This window comes from Streptococcus sp. KR (genome assembly GCF_002238115.1).
Taxonomy (GTDB): Bacteria; Bacillota; Bacilli; order Lactobacillales; family Streptococcaceae; genus Streptococcus.
Genome location: NZ_NGVM01000056.1, coordinates 1 through 1,707, shown reverse-complemented (window position 1 = coordinate 1,707; position 1,707 = coordinate 1). Strand labels below are relative to the sequence as shown.

2 protein-coding genes are annotated in these 1,707 nt (G+C 34.9%); both read right to left on the bottom strand.

The genetic code is table 11. The features are described 5' to 3' along the window. Window positions 1–143: 143 nt before the first annotated feature. Window positions 144–674, bottom strand: a complete 531-nt coding sequence (locus CBI42_RS10700) for a hypothetical protein (RefSeq protein ID WP_049491250.1) — start codon at window positions 672–674, stop codon at window positions 144–146. Beyond that, a partial coding sequence (locus CBI42_RS12715) for a polymorphic toxin type 44 domain-containing protein (protein WP_256963779.1) occupies window positions 675–1,707 on the bottom strand: 1,033 nt, incomplete at its 5' end.

The following is a 1,707-nucleotide window of genomic DNA, read 5'->3' as shown; positions in this document are numbered from 1 at the left end:
TCCCATGGTAGCCGATTCCTTTCCGCTATCAGTTCTTCTCTGGCTTCATCGAAAGCAACAACCAGATAGCCATCAAGAGTCAAAATAAACCTCCATCACCAAACAAATGGCAACCATTTAGGCTTACTTAAGGTTTCTTAAACTTACCTATCCACCACTTGAGCTTCAAAGTGTGCTGGCTTGTCATCTACATTGGTGATGGTGATAGTGTAGGAGGTTTCTTCCGTCACCCCAAATACATCCTTTATTTCCCCTTGAACCACTATTCCATCACTTTCTAAATAGATGCTTTTACTCTTATCATTTGGTAAGTCTTTGCGCTCTGTGCCATCTTTGGAAATAATAATCTCAGTTATTGACTGCTTCTCAACATTATAAACCGTATTACTTCCTTTCATACCCCATCCTTTTCGGCCCGATAATTTTAATTTAGCATCATCTTTTTTTTCTAAAATCAATTCCGAATTATACTCCAACTGGTCTGTATTGGGATAAACTTTCAATTGAACATTTTGACCAGGCTGGAGGGTGTAGCTTCCATAAGTAAAAATCGAATAAACAAACCAAACAGCAAATGAAGCATATAAGAAGCCAATGATCTTTCGGGAACGTTTGCTTTTAAAACGACGTAAAAGTAAGATGAGAGTTACTATAAATATCAGTGGTGTTACCATTTAATTTTTTCCTTTCTTATAATCATCCATACCATCTTGAATTGCCGCCGCATCACCTTCATTATCTCCATATTGCCCCATTAATAAACTTACATCGTATTTTATATCTGCTCCTACAAAATAATATTTGTCAACTTTTAAGAAATCTGAAATATGCTGAGCCTTTCCTGCACCAAGTTTTATTAACTCATCACCCCATCCTAAATAACCTTTTCCAACATATCCAAAGAGATAATTACCTAAATAATCAGATTTCATTCCTTCCTCCCATTGACGGCCCCAGATTGAAAACGGATAGTCTTCTCTGTACACGCGATTTTTTAAATCTAGAGGTTTTTTTGTATTAACTAATTCAATAAAAGTAGCAGTATCTCCCAATTCCACTCCTACTGGAATAGAATTATCTACCGTTCCATTATCTCCCGGACTTTTCCATGAACTCCTACCTTTTTGAATTAATTCAGCTCTTTTTTTATCTTCAAATTCTTTTACATCTAATATGTCATCTCCCATCTTTGCAACTATTTTTTTTATATTTTCACTATTTACTGATTTAAAAAAATTATTCTCAGCTTCTTTAACAAATAGGTTATCTGAATATGGCTCCCATGGACCATTATAAGAACTACGTTTCCTCCAGTACTCTTCAAAAGCTGCTCTATTATTATAAAAAAGGTAATCTTCATAAGCTGTAACGATTAAGTTCGTTTTATCACTCGAAGTCTTATCACTTTTTTTAATTTCTTCAACTTTCTCCTCTAGGTTCTTCATATTAGCTCTATTAGAAATTTCTCTCTGCATTTGATTTAAAACTTCTTTAGGTAGTTGAGCTTGTGGGTGAAGTCGAATAAAAGATTCTAAAATTTGGAACTCCTTATCGCTAAGTTCTTTTCCATTTTGCAACTTATCTAAGATTTTTTGGTATTCTTTATGCAAATCCTTAGCTTTCTTAGAAGAATCATATTTTGCACTCTCAACCTTCACATCCTTCATCTTCTGTACCCAGCTCATGTCCAGACCGTCCGCATAGTAG